This window comes from uncultured Maricaulis sp. (genome assembly GCF_947259345.1).
Classification (GTDB): domain Bacteria; phylum Pseudomonadota; class Alphaproteobacteria; order Caulobacterales; family Maricaulaceae; genus Maricaulis.
Genome location: NZ_CAMYLS010000007.1, coordinates 64,862 through 81,915 on the forward strand (window position 1 = coordinate 64,862; position 17,054 = coordinate 81,915).

At 61.4% G+C, this 17,054-nt stretch carries 15 protein-coding genes; 4 read left to right on the plus strand and 11 right to left on the minus strand.

Annotated features, from left to right (window positions below; genetic code table 11):
* Positions 1-3 precede the first annotated feature (3 nt).
* From Q0X62_RS03925 to Q0X62_RS03945, 5 genes are all read right to left on the minus strand, one after another.
* Entirely contained in the window at positions 4-891 is an 888-nt protein-coding gene (locus Q0X62_RS03925) for a F0F1 ATP synthase subunit gamma (RefSeq protein ID WP_297731889.1), read from the minus strand.
* A gap of 33 nt (positions 892-924) precedes the next feature.
* Positions 925-2,457: a F0F1 ATP synthase subunit alpha gene (atpA, locus tag Q0X62_RS03930; protein ID WP_297731891.1), complete on the minus strand. Its 1,533-nt coding sequence runs from the start codon at positions 2,455-2,457 to the stop codon at positions 925-927.
* A gap of 4 nt (positions 2,458-2,461) precedes the next feature.
* Positions 2,462-3,001 (minus strand): F0F1 ATP synthase subunit delta, encoded by a 540-nt coding sequence (locus Q0X62_RS03935; protein WP_297731894.1) that lies wholly within the window; start codon positions 2,999-3,001, stop codon positions 2,462-2,464.
* A gap of 258 nt (positions 3,002-3,259) precedes the next feature.
* The gene (locus Q0X62_RS03940; RefSeq protein WP_297731896.1) at positions 3,260-3,988 is read right to left on the minus strand and encodes a TerC family protein; all 729 of its coding nucleotides are present in this window, start codon (positions 3,986-3,988) and stop codon (positions 3,260-3,262) included.
* Positions 3,989-4,050: 62 nt separating this feature from the next.
* Positions 4,051-6,216 carry a primosomal protein N' gene (locus tag Q0X62_RS03945; RefSeq protein WP_297731899.1) on the minus strand — a complete coding sequence of 722 codons (2,166 nt, stop codon included), beginning with the start codon at positions 6,214-6,216 and terminating at the stop codon, positions 4,051-4,053.
* Positions 6,217-6,457: 241 nt separating this feature from the next.
* Between Q0X62_RS03945 and Q0X62_RS03950 the strand changes: the two genes are divergently transcribed.
* The 4 genes from Q0X62_RS03950 (at position 6,458) to Q0X62_RS03965 (ending at position 9,129) form a co-directional block, all read left to right on the plus strand.
* Positions 6,458-7,144: a DUF484 family protein gene (locus Q0X62_RS03950; protein ID WP_297731901.1), complete on the plus strand. Its 687-nt coding sequence runs from the start codon at positions 6,458-6,460 to the stop codon at positions 7,142-7,144.
* On the plus strand, positions 7,126-8,061 hold the full coding sequence (locus Q0X62_RS03955) for a tyrosine recombinase XerC (RefSeq protein WP_297731903.1): 936 nt from the start codon (positions 7,126-7,128) through the stop codon (positions 8,059-8,061). Before Q0X62_RS03950 ends, Q0X62_RS03955 begins: the two co-directional genes overlap by 19 nt.
* Before the next feature lie 153 nt (positions 8,062-8,214).
* Complete coding sequence (locus Q0X62_RS03960) at positions 8,215-8,829, plus strand: hypothetical protein (protein WP_297731905.1); 615 nt, start codon at positions 8,215-8,217, stop codon at positions 8,827-8,829.
* Positions 8,830-9,129: a transcriptional regulator gene (locus Q0X62_RS03965; protein WP_297731908.1), complete on the plus strand. Its 300-nt coding sequence runs from the start codon at positions 8,830-8,832 to the stop codon at positions 9,127-9,129.
* 19 nt (positions 9,130-9,148) lie between these two features.
* Here the strand turns inward: Q0X62_RS03965 and Q0X62_RS03970 are convergent, their stop codons facing one another.
* The 6 genes from Q0X62_RS03970 to Q0X62_RS03995 form a co-directional block, all read right to left on the minus strand.
* Positions 9,149-9,712, minus strand: a complete 564-nt coding sequence (locus Q0X62_RS03970) for a GNAT family N-acetyltransferase (protein WP_297731910.1) — start codon at positions 9,710-9,712, stop codon at positions 9,149-9,151.
* Positions 9,713-9,901: 189 nt separating this feature from the next.
* Complete coding sequence (lpdA, locus tag Q0X62_RS03975) at positions 9,902-11,302, minus strand: dihydrolipoyl dehydrogenase (protein WP_297731912.1); 1,401 nt, start codon at positions 11,300-11,302, stop codon at positions 9,902-9,904.
* Between the two features lie 99 nt (positions 11,303-11,401).
* Positions 11,402-11,917, minus strand: a complete 516-nt coding sequence (locus Q0X62_RS03980; RefSeq protein ID WP_297731914.1) for a hypothetical protein — start codon at positions 11,915-11,917, stop codon at positions 11,402-11,404.
* Positions 11,914-12,225: a hypothetical protein gene (locus Q0X62_RS03985; RefSeq protein WP_297731917.1), complete on the minus strand. Its 312-nt coding sequence runs from the start codon at positions 12,223-12,225 to the stop codon at positions 11,914-11,916. The genes Q0X62_RS03980 and Q0X62_RS03985 overlap by 4 nt, the downstream gene beginning before the upstream one ends.
* A 145-nt stretch (positions 12,226-12,370) precedes the next feature.
* Positions 12,371-13,936 (minus strand): 2-oxoglutarate dehydrogenase complex dihydrolipoyllysine-residue succinyltransferase, encoded by a 1,566-nt coding sequence (gene odhB, locus Q0X62_RS03990; protein ID WP_297731919.1) that lies wholly within the window; start codon positions 13,934-13,936, stop codon positions 12,371-12,373.
* Between the two features lie 36 nt (positions 13,937-13,972).
* The gene (locus Q0X62_RS03995) at positions 13,973-16,957 is read right to left on the minus strand and encodes a 2-oxoglutarate dehydrogenase E1 component (protein WP_297731922.1); all 2,985 of its coding nucleotides are present in this window, start codon (positions 16,955-16,957) and stop codon (positions 13,973-13,975) included.
* Positions 16,958-17,054: the final 97 nt, after the last annotated feature.

Here is a 17,054-nt window from a genome sequence, read left to right on the forward strand (position 1 = left end):
CGCCTAGAGGGCCTCGGCGCCGGAGATGATTTCAGTCAACTCCGTTGTGATCTGCGCCTGGCGGGTTCGGTTATAAACAAGGTTGAGTTTGTCGATCAGCTCGCCGGCATTGCGCGTGGCATTGTCCATCGCGGCCATCTTCGCACCCATCTCGCCGGCAACATTCTCCAGCAGGGCAGACAGAATAACCGTGTCGGCATAACGCGGCAGCAGCACGTTGAGGATGGTTTCCTCATCCGGCTCGGCTTCATAGATGGCGCCACCCAGGTCGGGGCGCTCAACACCTTCATCAATAGCATCGATCGCCGGGATGAGGACTTTGGCGCGTGGCTTCTGGGAGATCACCGAGACAAATTGGGCAGAGACAAGCTCGCAAACATCGAACTCGCCATTGTCGAACATGTGACGGATCTTGTCGCCGATCCGGGCCGCAGTGGCGCCGGAGATCGTTTTCTCGCCGGACAACTCCATCTTGTCGACGATCAGCGAGGCGAAATTGCGCTTGAGCTGGTCAGCGCCCTTTTTGCCAACGCAGATAACTTTGACGTCCTTGCCCTCGGCCCTGAGCGCGGTGATGCGTTCGCGGGCCTTCTTCACGATATTCGTGTTGAAGCCACCACACAGGCCACGATCCGCAGTCATGACGACCAGCAGATAGCTGTCGGATTTTCCGGTTCCAACCAGGAGCGGCGAGGCCCCCGGCGTTCCCGACATTGCAGTGGACAGATTAGCCATCACGGCCGCCATGCGCTCGGCATAGGGGCGCGCGGCTTCCGCAGCGTCTTGCGCACGGCGCAGTTTCGCAGCGGCGACCATCTGCATCGCCTTCGTGATCTTCTGCGTCGACTTGACGCTTCCGATCCGGTTTTTAAGGTCCTTAAGGCTCGCCATCAGGCTCTCCTCAGCGGTTAAACTCGATCAGGCTCACGCGAAATGTTCGGTGAACTTGTCGAGCGCCGCCTTCAGCTTGCTTTCGCTGTCGTCGGTCAGCTTCTTTTCGTTGCGGATCGACGTCAGCAGCGCATCGTGCTCGCTGTGCAGGTGACGCAGCAGGTCCGCTTCGTAGCGCTGAACATCAGACGTCGGAAGCTTGTCGAGATAGCCACGCGTACCCGCATAGATCACGCAGACCTGCTCTTCCATCGACAGCGGCGAGAATTGCGGCTGCTTGAGGAGCTCGGTCAGGCGCTGACCGCGGTTCAGCAGTTTCTGCGTTGCCGCGTCGAGATCGGAACCGAACTGGGCAAAGGCCGCCATCTCGCGATACTGGGCCAGTTCGCCCTTCATCTTGCCGGCAACCTGCTTCATCGCCTTGGTCTGGGCAGCAGAGCCAACCCGCGACACGGACAGGCCGACATTCACGGCGGGACGGATGCCCTGATAGAAGAGGTCTGTTTCCAGGAAGATCTGACCGTCGGTGATCGAGATCACATTGGTCGGAATGTAGGCCGACACGTCGTTCGCCTGGGTTTCGATGATCGGCAGAGCCGTCATGGAACCGGAACCATTGGCTTCATTCAGCTTCGCGGCGCGCTCGAGCAGGCGGGAGTGGAGATAGAAAACGTCACCCGGATAGGCTTCGCGGCCCGGCGGGCGACGCAGAAGCAGGGACATCTGGCGATAGGCCACGGCCTGCTTGGACAGATCATCATAGACGATCAGCGCGTGCATGCCGTTATCGCGGAAGTATTCAGCCATCGCACAAGCGGTGAACGGTGCGAGGAACTGCATCGGCGCCGGGTCAGAAGCGGTCGCGGCAACGATGATTGTGTAATCCAGCGCGCCATTTTCCTCGAGCGTCTTCACGATCTGGGCGACCGTGGAGCGCTTCTGGCCGACAGCGACATAGATGCAGTAGAGCTTGGCGCTCTCATCATCGCCTTCGTTGATGGCTTTCTGGTTGAGGATGGTGTCCAGCGCAATCGCGGTCTTGCCGGTCTGGCGGTCACCAATAATCAACTCACGCTGACCACGACCAACCGGGATCATGGCGTCAATGGCCTTGATGCCCGTTGCCATCGGCTCGTGCACCGATTTACGCGGGATGATGCCCGGCGCCTTGACGTCAACGCGGCGACGCTCGGCAACGTCCTTGAGCGGGCCCTTGCCATCGATCGGCTCACCGAGACCATCAACGACACGGCCCAGCAGGCCCTTGCCGACGGACGTGTCAACGATCGAGCCAAGACGCTTGACCGTGTCACCTTCCTTGATGCCGCGGTCATCACCGAAGATCACGCAACCCACATTGTCGCGTTCCAGGTTCAGGGCCATGCCCTTGATGCCGCCCGGGAACTCGACGAGTTCACCGGCCTTCACCTCGTCGAGGCCGTAGACGCGGGCAATACCGTCACCAACGGACAGAACGCTACCGACGTCCGAAACCTTCGCTTCGGTACCGTAATTCTTGATTTGATCCTTGAGGATCGCAGAGATTTCTGCGGCACGGATGTCCATGGACCTAGGCCTCTTTCATCGCGGTCTTCATCCCATCCAGCTTGGTGCGGAGGGAGGAGTCGAACATGCGGGAGCCGACCTTCACGATCAGTCCGCCCATCAATTCAGGCCGCACTTCCGTACGGACCTCGATTTCGCGCCCGAAGGCACTTTTCAGCGAAGCCGCGAGGGCCTCGGTCTGTTTCTTTGTCAACGCAGCGGCCGTCTGCACATCCGCCGTGACAATGCCGCGGTCCGCAGCTGCCAGCGCGGCAAAGATGCGCGCGACCTGGCCGAGCTGGCCGGCGCGGCCGTTGCGGGCGGCGACACCAAAGGCATTGCCTGTCATTGCGTTAAACTCGGCCTTTTTGGCCAGAGCGGCGAGAATGCCAGCCTTGACCTCGGCGGTATGCAGCGGCGAGGCGAGCGCCCCGCGCAGCTCGGCGGACTCGCCAAGCATGGCTTGAAAGGCCGAAAGATCAGCCTCCACAGCATCCGCTGCACCTTCGGATTTCGCCAGCTCGAACAACGCGGTCGCATAGCGGCCCGCGGCGTTGGCTGTCATGGCGTCTTCGCCGGTCTTCACCGTGACGTCACTCTCTAGCTGGATCAGCGCTCATAAACTTGCCGGGATCGGCATAAACGCTTGATTATCAACGACATAAAAAACAGGACTCATCGTGTTGCACTGCAAGCCCCTGAGGTTCGGCGCTGCGATAGCACAGGGGGGAGCAGGCAGCAAGCCACTCACACCGGGGGATTCAGCGTACGGACGCAATCTACTGGGACACAAATCGAGACCCAGCTACCCAGCCCGGGTCCCTCAGGCGTCCGGATCACCCTTGGTCCGGGACCGCCTCGCGAAAATATTCAGTGTTTCGACCAGCAGCGAGAAGGCTATCGCAAAGTAGAGGTAGCCGCGCGGAATGTGGAAGCCCAACCCGTCGGCGACGAGTGCGACGCCGACCAGGAGCAGGAAGGACAGGGCCAGCATTTTCGTCGTGGGGTGGCGTTCGATGAAGGTGGCGACTGTGGTGGCGGCCAACAGCATGACCCCCATCGCAATAACCACGGCAGCGATCATGATTGGCACTTCATCCGTCATGCCAACCGCTGTGATGACCGAATCGAGCGAGAAAACGACATCAATCACCACGATCTGGGCGACAACCGTCGCGAACGCCGCATGAACCGGGTTGCCCGCGTGTTGGCTGGGCCCTTCAACCGCGTGATGGATTTCCAACGTTCCCTTGCCGAGCAGGAAAAGCCCGCCGGCAATGAGGATCAGGTCACGCCAGGAATAGCCATGCTCGAAGACCTCGAAGAGCTCGGTTTCCAGCTTCGTGATCCACACCAGTCCAAACAACATGACGACACGGAAGACCAGAGCCATCCCAAGACCGAGCGCTCGCGCCCTGGCGCGCTCCTCTTCCTTCAGGCGCGATGCCATCAGGGCCACGAAGATCACATTGTCGATGCCAAGGACGATTTCCAGAAAGGTCAGCGTCGCGAGAGACAGCCAGATTTCTGGAGATGCGAGCAGGTCCAGCATGATGTGTCATCCGTCGGCTTGGGAAAAGCCGGACCTCAAGGTCGGGAGGCGCGGCGCGATGGTCAGATGAAACTATAGGGTTCGACGTCGATTGAAACCCTGACAGACGGCGGTGTCTTCACGCGCTGCGACCAAGCCCGAAGATAGGCGGAGATGTCGATTTCCTTGTCGGCGCGCACGAGGATGCGGCGTCGATGCCAGCCGCGAACCATCGCGCGCGGCGGCTCGGCGGGCCCCCATATCTCCACGCCTTCGGAGTTGGGGGCTTTGGCAGCATAGTCATTGGCAACACGGTCGACCTGCTCGGGATTCATCGACATGAAACCGATCGCCGCCAAGCGGCCGAAAGGCGGAAGGCCGAGTGATTCGCGAACCATGAATTCCATGTCGAGAAAGGCATCCCGGTCACCGGCGATCAGGGCCTGGATGGCATCATGCTCAGGCTGGTGTGTCTGCAGAAGCGCTCGTCCCGGACGGTCTGCGCGACCGGCGCGCCCGGCGACCTGGACCAGTGTCTGGAAAGTGCGTTCGCCCGCCCGCGGATCACCGCCGGCCAGACCGAGATCGGCATCGATCACACCGACCAGGGTCAGGCACGGAAAGTTGTGACCTTTTGCGGCAATCTGAGTGCCGACGAGAATGTCGATTTCACCCTGTTCCATCGCTGCGACGATTTCGGCCCCGGAGCGACTGTCCGACGAATAGATCTCGACGCGCGCGTCGGGAAAGGTCAGCCGCGCCTCCTCGGCGACACGCTCCACGCCCGGCCCGATTGAGGTCAGACTGTCCTCGGCGTCGCAGCTTGGGCAGCGTTTGGGCTTGGCCATGGAGAAGCCGGTGACGTGGCAAACCAGACGCCCGGTATAGCGGTGCTCGACGAGATAGGACTGCGTGTCCGGCGAGACCATGCGATGCCCGCAGGCGCGACAAAGGACCAAAGGCGCATAACCGCGTCGATTGAGGTAGAGCAGTGACTGCTCGCCTCGCTCCAAAGTTTCACGCACCGCCTCGATCATCGGGGGCGACATCCAGCGACCTTTCTCGGCCGGGTGTTCTCGCAAATCGATTGTGTCGACCGCCGGCAGGATTGCCGTACCGGGACGGGCTGCCAAGCGGACATGGACGTAGCGACCCGCCTGGGCGTTCGAAAGACTTTCCAATGACGGCGTGGCCGACGCCAGGATGACATTTGCGCCCTCGATCTTTGCCCTCACCACCGCAAGATCGCGCCCCTGATAGGGCAATCCTTCATCCTGCTTGTAGGTCGGGTCATGCTCCTCATCGACGACAATCATGCGCAGGGCCGGAAACGGCAGAAAAAGCGCCGAACGCGCGCCGACCACGATGCGTGCGCGCCCCTCTGCCACCTCTCGCCAGGTGCGGCGGCGAGCTTTTGGAGCGGCCCCGGAATGCCAGAGCGCGGGTTCTGCGCCAAAGCGCGCCTTGAAGCGCGAGAGCACTGCTTCGGTCAGCGCGATTTCCGGCAGCATGATGAGAATCTGCGCATCGGGTTCCCGGCGCAGCAATTCGGCGATAGCCTCGAAATATACCTCCGTCTTGCCGGACCCGGTTACCCCGTCGAGCAAAGCGGCCTGAAAACCCCCGGCTTGCACCAGCCGACGAAGCACGCCGGCTGCCTCGGTCTGCATCGGGGTCAAGGTAAGCCCCTCACCCTCCGGATCCGGGCGTTCGAATGGCGGATCGACGAGGCGGATCAACTCGGTCAGCGCGCCCGCCCTGGCCAGGCCTTTTACCACGGAGGCGGTGACTCCGGCTTCTCGGGCCAGCTCTGCGGCACTGGCCTCGCCGAGAACCGCGATCGCATCGAGGACACGCTCGCGGGCGCCGGTCATGCGGTCCGGCTCGCCGGTTCCGCGTTGAAAAACCGTCTCCGTTGGCGAAGGCTTGAGCGCTTCGCTGGACCGGAGCACAGAGCGAAGAACGATACCCGGCGGCTGGACCAGATATCGTGCCAGCCAGTCGACAAACTGACGGATGCCCGGCGGAAGGGGGGCCCCGCCGACCGGCGCTTCGACGGTCTTTAACGCGCGGTCGCCCTGTCCCGGCTTCACGGCCCAGACAACGCCGCGCGCCGAACGCTTGCCCAAGGGGGCCCGCACATGGTCACCCGGCTGCAGCTCCATCTCGGCCGGCACAAGATAGTCGAAGGCTTCCGGCAGTGGCAGCGGAAAGAGGATGGACACACGATAGGGCGAGGTGACGGTCAAGTTCCGGACCTGATGATTAGCAAGGACGAATCATATTTTGGCTTGTTGATGATCATAGCGAGGACGCGCCGCACGGACTCCGACCGCGCTCAGCCCGCTTAGCGGGTCGCCGCTTGATCTCATTGCAATGCGGTATCAGAGCGCTTGCCATCACAATTACCTTCCGGTCAGGCAGATCGGTTTGCTTCTCGTAAACCGAATGAGACAAGAGTGGGCCTTCAAGGCGAGGGAGACAATCAGCATGTCACAGGACGAAAACCAGCTAGGAAGCGCTGGCAGTGAAACTGAAGAGATTCGCGCCTTCCTGATCGGCAATCCTGATTTTGTGCGGGAGGATGCCGAGCTTTTCTCGCTGATTGTGGAGACCGCGCGCGAAGACGGCGCCATCGACCTTGGCGCAGCGGCCCGTGAAAAGCTGCGCGAGGAAATTCGCCAGTTGAAATCGATGAACGCCTCCATCGTGGAAACCGCGCGCGCCAACCTGGCCATCCAGTCGCAAATTCATATGGCGGTGCTGGCATTACTGGAAGTTGATTCCCTTGCTGGTCTCGACAGCAAAGTGTCGAACCGGTTGACCGGTGCGCTGGGCGTGGATGTGTGCCGTGTGCTGATCGAGGGGCACGCTCCCCTGAAGAATGCCGAATCAATTCTCGGCGCCGCCGACGGTTTTGTGGGCGATGTGCTGGGCGATCATGTGGAAATGTTGGGGCCCGTCGATCCCGGCAATGCCCACGCGCTTTACGGTCAACAGGGTGCCCGCGTCAGCTCCCAGGCAATCGTGAGACTGGATTTCAACGGCCATGACGGTCTGATGGCCCTTGCCGCTCGTGATGCCCATCTGTTTCAGGCAGGCCAGGGGACCGAGTTGCTGAATTTTCTCGCAAGAGCCGTTGAGCGCATGGTTGTGCAATGGCTGCATCAGAGCTGAAACCTGGCTGGGCGGAGGCGCTTTCCGCCTTCCTCGGCCACCTGGCTGGAGAGCGGCGCCTCTCGCCCCGGACGCTGGAAGCCTATCAGCGGGACTTGAACGGGTTCGGTGATTTCCTGCTCGATCATTTGGGATCACCGCCAGACCTTGGCGATCTCGCTACCCTTACTTCGCGGGACTTCCGCGCGTGGATGGCCGAGCGCCGCCGCGCCGGGCTCTCAGCCCGCTCGCTCGCTCGTTCGCTATCCGCGGTCCGCACATTCTTCGCCTATGCCAAGCGGCGCTGGGGGGTCGACAATCCGGCGCTCTCGCTCGTTGAAAGCCCCAAACTCGGCCGGAGCGCCCCCAAACCGGTCAGCGAGAACGCGGCCCGACAGATACTGGACGAGACGAGCGCGCGCGGGAAGCCGGACTGGATCGCCGCCCGCGACGAGGCCGTATTGTTGCTGCTTTATGGATGCGGCCTGCGGATTTCCGAAGCGCTCGGCCTGACCGGGCGGGATTATCCATTCGGGGACAGTCTGCGAATCGCCGGCAAGGGCAACAAGACCCGGATTGTTCCAGTACTCCCGACCGTCGCCGAAGCGGCAGCGCGCTACGTATCGCTCTGCCCGCATCCGGTCGAGCGGGAAGCTGCCCTTTTTCGCGGCGTCCGCGGCGGCGCGCTTGGTGCTCGCGGCGTTCAAACGCTGATGCAGGAGTTGCGGGGTCGACTGGGCCTTTCTGATAGCGCAACGCCCCACGCTCTCCGACACGCCTTCGCGACGCACTTGCTCGCCCATGGTGGCGATCTGCGGGCGATCCAGGAATTGCTGGGCCATGCCAGCCTCTCCACGACGCAGATTTATGCCGACGTGGAGAGCGCGCGCTTGATGGCCATTTACGACGGCGCCCATCCGCGGGCGCGCAAGCGCTAATTCGCGCCTCGTGACCGCTTCACCCACATGGCGGTCCGCCGCAGGCACCCGACGCACCGGCCCGGAATAAGGGGGGACAATCGCATCCTCAATCCCCTTGCCGAATGAGGTTGAGCGCTATACTTTAATTTACAAAGAACTTGGGAGCTGACAATGAACGAAAAACCCGACCTCGAATATCTGCGCGACGTTGCCGCGAGTGGACAGTATGCTCCTTCCCTCAGCGGGCGCTTTTTCATCTGGTGGGGCGGGCTGGCCGCACCGGCGCTCCTGGCACATTGGAGCATCATCACCGGAATGGTCGCCATCCCTGTTCAGTATGTTGGCCTGGTCTGGCTGGCCTATGGAATGATCGGACTGATCGGATCCGGGCTTCTGGGACGCGGCTTGCGGAACAAACCCGGCACCGGGGCTGTCAATAATCGTGGCGAGGCTGCCGCTTGGCGCAGCGTCACCTGGATGGTGGCCGCCTATGCGATCGGCGCCGTTGTCGCCGCCTTTCTTGGCCGGGGTCATGCGATATTGTTCGACACTATCCCGCTGGTGGCCTTCGCGGGCTACGGTCTGTCATTCAATGTCAGCGCCCAGCTGGGCGGGGCCCGCTGGATGCAAGGCATGGCCGTCCTGGCATGGCTGTTCAGCGGCGCGGGCCTGTTATTGGTTGGAACCCCTGGTCTCTATCTCTTCGCAGCGGCCGCGGTGGGCATCCTGGCCATCTTGCCCGGACTTGTGCTCCTGCGCGGAGAGCCGGCTGCGGAGGCCGGGTGAATGCCGGATAGTTTCGACGCCAGCGCGCTGGATGATGTCATTCACGGCAAGCTTCGACTTGCCGTGATGGCCTTTCTGTCGGCGACGCGGGATGCCAGCTTTACCGAGATCAGGGCCCGAACAGGCGCATCGGACGGCAATCTGTCAGTGCATTTGCGCAAGCTGGAAGAGGCGGGCTATGTCGCGATCGAGAAGAGTTTCGTTGACCGCAAACCCCAGACCCGCGCCTCATTGACCGAGGCCGGACGCGCGGCGTGGATTGCCTATTTGGATCAGCTCAAAAACCTGATCCAGCCGTAGGCGGCGACCCCGCCAGGCGTCAGGCCGGATGCTTGTTTGGCGTATGGTGCCACGCGATTACGTCGACCCCCTCATCGGGCTCGGCGTGCGTCTTGCCTTGTACAAATCCGGCTTTCTCGAGCACGCGGTGCGACGCATCCCGATCATCACGCGTGTGAGCGATGACCGATTTGACCTGGTCGTGCGAATAGGCCCAGTCCAGAAGCGCCACGACCCCCTCAGTCGCCAGTCCCTGCTCACGGTAGGAGGTCAGCATTGAGTACTCGATTTCAACAACGCCATCCGCGTCCGGCGCGCCCTTGAACCCGCCAGTGCCAAGCAGCCGGTTCATGACCGACGATATGTAGACCCAAGCATACCAACCCGACTCCCCGGGACGGGCGCTCAACCGGTCACGCGTCCACTCCATGGCCGCCTGGTCCATCAGTTCCGGCGGCCAGGTTGGTTCGGGATCAACGCCGAGGGCCTTGAAGAACGCCTTGCGGTCCTCAAGCTGAAGCGTGGCCAGTTCAGCATTCAGTGCAACCAGCCGCAAACGCGGCGAAGCGATTTCGATCAGCTTCGGCATTGACTTGTAACCCATGCCCCAGACTTCATCAGACGTGCGCGACGCACCGGCCACACCACATTCTTAATGCGCACCGCCACCACCGCCTAGCGTCTGGCGACTCCGTGGACGGCCAACACCGAATGGTCGAAACCTACCACGAGAAGCGCAGACTTGTACGACATCGTCATGACACAGCTCGCGCCAATCGCCGCGGCAGCGTGGTCAGGACTGCATCGTCCAACCCTCGACACCCATTGCGGCCTGACGAACCGCCTCGGTCAGGGTCGGGTGGGGGTGGCAGGTGCGCGCCACATCCTCTGAGGCCGCCCGAAACTCCATCGCAAGACAGATTTCGGCGATCATCTCGCCGACATTGGCGCCGATCATGTGGGCACCAAGAATTTCATCGGTTTCCGCGTCGGCCAGGATTTTCACAAACCCATCAGTCGCGTGATTGGTGCGTGCTCGGGAGTTGGCCTGGAAGGGGAATTTTCCCTTCTTGTACTTCCGACCTTCCGACTTGAGCTCGTCCTCCGTCTTGCCGACTGAAGCGATTTCCGGCGCTGTGTAAACAACACCCGGGATGACACCGTAATTCACATGCCCAGCCTTGCCGGCGATGCGTTCAGCACAGGCCACGCCTTCATCTTCCGCCTTGTGGGCCAGCATTGGCCCATGGGTGCAATCACCCACCACCCAGACATTTTCCGCAGACGTCCGGAAATGATCCTGCGCTATGAAGCCTCGCTGATCAGTCTCGATGCCGACCGTTTCCAGCCCGAGCGCTTCAGTGTAGGGACGCCGGCCGATGCAGACGAGAACCGTGTCCGCCTCAATCGTCTCGGCATCGCCACCAGCTGCCGGCTCGAGTGTCACCGCGAGTTTTTCGCCCGAGGAATCGACGCCGGTCACCTTGGTGCCAAGCTTGAAGTCCATGCCCTGTTTCGCGAAAACTCGCTGGGCGGTCTTAGCCAACTCGCTGTCCATGCCCGGCAGAATGCGGTCAAGATATTCAACCACGGTGACTTCCGAACCCAGGCGCCGCCAGACCGAGCCCAGCTCAAGGCCGATCACGCCCGCACCAATGAGGACAAGCTTGCCCGGCACAGCGTCGAGCGAAAGGGCGCCCGTTGACGAGACAACCCGCTTCTCATCAATCTCAACGCCGGGAAGCGGGGTCACTTCAGAACCGGTGGCAATCACGATGTTGCGGGCTTCCAGCGTCTTGCTGCCGTCTTCGGATTCGACGTCGACCTTGCCCGGTCCGGCGATCCGGCCTCGGCCGCGAATATAGTCGACGCCATTTTTCTTGAAGAGGAATTCAATCCCCTTGGTCAGGCCGTCCACTGCCTCGTCTTTCTGACCCAACATCGTATCTAGATCGAGCTCGACCGTGCCGGTCTTGATGCCGAGCCCCGCGAACTGGGTCCGCGCCGACTCGAACAATTCCGACGCATGCAGCAAGGCCTTGGACGGAATGCATCCAACATTGAGGCAAGTGCCGCCCAGCGTTCCGCGCATTTCGACGCAGGCCACCTTGAGACCAAGCTGACCGGCTCGTATCGCGCAATTATAGCCGCCGGGGCCACCGCCAATGATTACGATGTCATAGGTATCGGACATGCTCGCCTCACTCTGCTCGCCGCCAATGCGGCACGTTTGTGCTATATGCCCCTGCCGCGGCCACGGCGGAAGGGGGTGAAATACTGTAGCCACAGCTGATCATCGGATACGGATCATGTGTCGCGGGATGGCACCGGCCTGGTGCAAAATGATCATGATAATCAGACCCGCCAACAAGAAACCATTCGCGATCCAGTCCGCTGGGGCCGACGTGGACGCCGCCCATAAATCGTAAGTCGGGCTCGACGAGTAAACCACCCAGCCGGTCAGATCAAAGACAACCGCCGCGACGTAGACCGGAAGCGCTTCAGAGAAACGCCCTGCTAGCAAAACAGTGCTTGCAGCGTAGCAAATCGCGTTGGCAACCGTCAGCAAAACAAGCAGAGGGCCCATCGCCTCCACGATCATGATCAGGCTTGGATCAATTCCGGCCGAAACAGCGTCCCCAAACTTGATCGCGAGGACGTCGGCTGTCGACGAAAGCTGGTTGAAGGCCCACGCGCCTATCGCAATGACGAGGACCCACCTTACTGCGGCCAGAACAAGATTTGCTGTCACCTGGAAGCCCCTTGTCTCGAACACACCAGTTTCGCAATCCCAAACCGTGCTCGTCACGCTTGCTCCGACCTGTCCCGGAGCCCGAGGGCAATCGCCCCGGCAGCGATAAGCGTTTCGAGCGTGAACAGGGCCCAGTCAAGAATTTCCGGGTCAAAGTTCTGGTCGACCCTCGCTTGCTGGTGAGCCGCCACGTCCTCAGGCCGCACACTGAAACCAATCCACATTGCCTGATCGACCAGATAAACGGCCAATGCGAGCCAGAGCAGCCAACGCGCACCTTTCCAGATCGCCCAGGCAACCAGGAAATAGCTGGCTTGCAAAACCAGAGACAATATGGACAACGCCAAACCGGTCTCGGCCAGCATCCGAGTGACCGGCGCGGAATAACCAAGTTGCCCCTCGATTCCGACTTGATGCAAGAAGCCCGCGATCGGCGATCGAAGTCCGTATACGGCCCGCGAGACTGTCAGTATGACAAGCGCATACCGGAGCAGCGGCATGGCCTCGCTCCTACAAATCAAACATCATGCGTTGCGGGTCCTCGAGATTCTCTTTTACGCGCACGAGATAGGTCACCGCTTCCTTGCCGTCGACGATCCGGTGATCATAGGACAGGGCCAGATACATCATCGGCTTGATCACGACCTGACCATTCTCAGCCATCGGGCGTTCCTGGATTTTGTGCATACCCAGAATGCCCGATTGCGGCGCATTGAGGATCGGCATCGACATCAGCGAGCCATAGACCCCCCCATTCGAGATGGTGAAGGTCGCGCCCTGCATCTCGTCGATGGAAAGCTTGCCGTCGCGCGCCCGCTTGCCCAGACGGATGATCTCTTTTTCGATCTCCGCCAGGGACATCTGGTCGGCATCACGAACGACCGGTACGACCAGACCGCGATCGGTCCCAACCGCAACACCCATGTCGTAATAATTCTTGTAGATGATGTCGGTGCCATCGATCTCGGCATTGACTGCCGGCACTTCCTTGAGGGCATGACAGCACGCCTTCACGAAGAAGCTCATGAAGCCCAGCTTGACGCCGTGTTTGGCCACGAAGGCTTCCTGGTGCGCCTTGCGCGCCGCCATGATGGCCGACATGTCGGCTTCGTTGTAAGTGGTCAGGATCGCCGCCGAGTTCTGCGCATCCTTCAAACGCTTCGCGATGGTCTGGCGAAGGCGGGTCATGCGGACACGTTCTTCGCGTGGACCGGTTTCGCGCGGTGCTGCGGTAGCCGCAGGCGTCGAAGCGGGCGTCGCGGCCGGCGAAGGTGCCGCAGCTTTCGGCGCGGCGGCCGCCTTCAGAGCGTCGCCCTTGGTAATACGTCCGTCCTTGCCTGTGCCGTCTATGGATCCGGAGTCGAGCTTGTTCTCCTCGATCACGCGCGCGGCAGACGGCATGGCCTTCTTTTCATCGCCGTCACTGGACTTCGCATCCGACGCATCCGCCGATTGCGCAGGAGACGCCCCCCCGCCGCTGATCCGTGCCACCGCATCACCCGGCGAGACCGTATCGCCTTCATCGACCAACAGCTCGGAGACAACTCCGGCAACCGGCGACGGGACCTCGACCGCGACCTTGTCCGTCTCGATCTCGACCAGCGCTTGGTCGATATCGACACTGTCACCGGCCTTGACCAGCCAGGAGCCGATCGTGCCCTCGGTCACGCTCTCACCCATTTGCGGCACCGTCGCATCGACGGTCGATCCGGACTCTGCCGGCGCGTCGTCAGCGCCATCAGACGCGGGCTCGCCTTGTGGCGCCCCGTCTTTGGTCGCCTCTTCGTCCGGAGCCTTCGACGTCTCAGCCGGCTCTTCCTTGGCGGCCGGTGCGGTATCGCCGCCTGCCTCGAGGACGGCCAGCTTGGCGCCGATTTCGACATTATCGCCTTCAGCCGCGAGGATGTCTCCCATCACGCCATCAGAATCCGCGCGGACCTCCACGGCGACCTTGTCGGTCTCGAGTTCAACCAGCACATCGTCCTTCGAGACGGCATCGCCGGTCTTGACCATCCAGCTGCCTACAGTGGCTTCGGTGACGCTCTCGCCCAGTTGCGGCACGGTGATATCGGTCATGTCTCTCGTCTTTCCTTCAAAGAAGCTTGTCGGGCCCTAGGAAAGGGCTTCATCGACCAGGGCATCCTGTTGTTGCTTGTGCTTGGAGGCGATACCGGTTGCCGTCGAGGCAGTCGGGGCGCGTCCGACATAACGCGGGCGCTCGGCCTTGCCATCAACCTTGCCAAGCACGTACTCGATATTCGGTTCCACGAAGGTCCAGTAGCCCATATTACGTGGCTCTTCCTGACACCAGACGATCTCGGCATTGGGGAAACGCGCGAGTTCTGAAATCAGCGCCTTGTAGGGGAAAGGATAGAGCTGCTCGACTCGCATCAAATAGACGTCGTCCGTACCCCGGGACTCGCGCTCTTCAAGCAGATCGTAATACACCTTGCCTGTACACAGGACGACGCGGCGGACCTCCGTGTCCGGCTTAAGCTTCAGCTCGGTGTGGCGGATCTCGCCTTCGGGGCGTGATGCTTCATCCGCATCATCCCAGAGGACCCGGTGGAAGGAAGAGCCCGGCCCCATGGCCGCCAGCTGCGAGACGCAACGCTTGTGCCGCAGCAGGCTCTTCGGAGTCATGATCACCAGCGGCGTGCGGAAATTGCGGTGAATTTGCCGGCGCAGGATGTGGAAGTAATTGGCCGGCGTGGAGCAATTGGCGACCTGCATATTGTCTTCCGCGCACATCTGCAGGAAGCGCTCGGGTCGGGCCGAAGAGTGTTCCGGTCCCTGACCTTCATAGCCGTGCGGCAGCAACATGGTGAGGCCGGACATGCGCAGCCATTTGCGCTCACCGGAAGAGATGAACTGATCAATGATGACCTGGGCGCCATTGGTGAAATCACCGAACTGGGCCTCCCACATCACCAGCGTGTTCGGCGCCGACAGCGAATAGCCGTACTCGAAGCCCAACACCGCTTCTTCCGACAACATGGAGTCGATGACCTCATACTTTTTCTGGTCGGCCGAGAGATTATTGAGCGGCGTATATTTCTCGGCCGTTTCCTGGTCGATTATGTGCGAGTGGCGCTGCGAGAACGTCCCGCGACCACAGTCCTGACCAGACAGGCGCACTGGGAAACCTTCAGTCAGCAATGTGCCGAATGCGAGATGTTCCGCTGTCGCCCAATCAATGCCCGACCCGGTTTCAATCGCCTTGCGGCGCCCGCCCAGGACACGGTTGAGCGTGCGGTGAATATTGATCCCGTCCGGCACCGCGGTCATCGCCATGCCGACGGCTTCCAGGCTTTCCATGGTGGCCGAGGTCTCACCCCGGCGATCATCGCCTTCCGGCAGACCCAGTCCGGACCAGCGCCCGTCCAGCCAATCGGCTTTCTTGGGTTCGAATTCCTTGCCGGCGTCGAACTCCTTCTCGAGGAAGGTATCGAACTCGTTCTCGATCGCCTCGGCCTCGGCTGCGCTGATAACCCCTTCGGCCAGCAGCCGGTCCTGGTACTTTTTCTTGACCGGCGGCATATCTTTGATGATCCGGTACATGATCGGCTGAGTGAAGGTGGGATCGTCGCCTTCATTGTGGCCGTAGCGCCGGTAGCAAATCATGTCGATGACGACATCCTTGCCAAAAAGCTGGCGATACTCCGTTGCGATTTTGGTCGCGTGGGTCACCGCTTCCGGATCGTCGCCATTCACGTGGAAGATCGGCGCCTGCACCATCAGGGCGACGTCTGAGGGATAGGGGCTGGAGCGGCTATCCTTCGGGTCAGTGGTGAAGCCGATCTGGTTGTTGACAATGAAGTGGATCGCGCCGCCCGTCCGGTGGCCGCGCAGGCCGGACAGGCCGAAACACTCCGCAACCATGCCCTGGCCGGCAAAGGCCGCATCACCATGCAGAAGCAGCGGCAGCACGCTGGACCGGGGCGTCCCCGGCGACTGGCGGCAATTATATTCCTGCTTGGCCCGGGCCTTGCCGAGCACGACCGGATCGACCGCTTCAAGGTGAGACGGGTTGGCCGTCAGGGACAGGTGCACCTTGTTGCCGTCGAATTCACGGTCCGAGGAGGCGCCGAGATGGTATTTCACATCGCCGGACCCGAACTCGTCCTCGCCCTGGGTATTGCCACCCTGGAATTCGTGGAAAATCTGGTGGTAGGGCTTGCCCATGACCGATGCGAGCACGTTGAGGCGACCGCGGTGCGGCATGCCGACAATGATGTCCTCGACACCCATAGAGCCGCCGCGCTTGATGATCTGCTCAAGCGCAGGAACCATGCTCTCGCCGCCATCGACACCGAAACGCTTCGTGCCCGGATAGCGCTTGTGCAGGAATTGCTCAAAACGCTCGGTCTCGATCAACTTCGCCAGGATGGCGATCTTGCCTTCCTTGGTGAAAGAGATGTCCTTGTCCGGCCCTTCAAAACGCTCCTGCAGCCAGGATTTTTCTTCCGGGTTGGAGATGTGCATGAACTCGACGCCAACCGGGCCGCAATAGGTGCGCTTGAGGATGTCGAGCATGGCGCGCGGCGTCGCCGTCTCGAGGCCGAGATAGCCATCGATGAAGACGTCCTCATCCATCGCCGCACCGGAGAATCCGTAGGTCGCCGGGTCGAGCTCGGCCTGGTAGCCGAAATCGGTCAGACCCAGCGGGTCCAGATCCGCTGCCAGATGGCCGCGCATGCGATAGGCACGGATCATCATGATGGCGCGGATTGAGGCCTGGGTCGCAGCCCGGACATCGTCGGCGTTCGCGCCCGGGCGGGTCGCGGCCACATGGTCCGCAACCTTGTCGACCATGGCGGCCTCGTCAGGCCCGATATCGCCAAGCGCCGAAACCATCTCGCCATTGACCTTGCGCGGCCATTCAGGCCGTTTCCAGGCCGGTCCGCGCGCCGCATGCGAGCTTTCCGAGGGCGCATCGCCCATGGCGTCGAAGAAGGCCTTCCAGCTCGGCGGCACCGAGTTCGGGTTCGACGCATAGGCGGCGGCCATCTGCTCGAGATAAACAGCGTTGGCACCCTGGAGGAAAGAGGTGTCCAGGAAGTTCTGGTTTTCTTGGGATCGGCTTTGGTCAGACATTTTGGGGGGGAGGCCTGAGTCAGGAGTGTGTCCGGATGGGGTTAAACCGAGTGGGTTAATCAACCCTCTATGCCTAATCTGCACGCTACGAAAGAGA